The sequence below is a fragment of the Pseudoalteromonas sp. S1609 genome (assembly GCF_005887255.1).
Lineage (GTDB): Bacteria > Pseudomonadota > Gammaproteobacteria > Enterobacterales > Alteromonadaceae > Pseudoalteromonas.
In genome coordinates this window covers 1-216 of the sequence record NZ_PNDJ01000249.1, presented here as the reverse complement: position 1 = coordinate 216, position 216 = coordinate 1, and the positions used below count along the sequence as shown (strand labels likewise).

At 40.3% G+C, this 216-nt stretch carries 1 protein-coding gene; it reads left to right on the top strand.

Going from position 1 to position 216, the window contains the following annotated elements:
- A partial coding sequence (locus CWB76_RS19610; RefSeq protein WP_171039677.1) for an ABC transporter permease subunit occupies window positions 1-216 on the top strand: 216 nt, incomplete at both ends.

Sequence of the window (216 nt, the reverse complement as noted above, 5' to 3'; positions counted from 1 at the left end):
ATGGGGGCAAGTTACCCAGAAATTGATTTAGTCGCTGGTGAAAAAGAACGTGGCACGTTAGAAACCTTACTACTTACACCAATTACTCGTACCGAGATCGTATTGGGTAAATTTATTTCTCTTCTCACTACTTCAATCGCCTCAACTACTATAACGGTGATTACTATGGGTGGCTGGATATCCTTAGCACTCGCATTTGATGATCTAGAGTTTTTT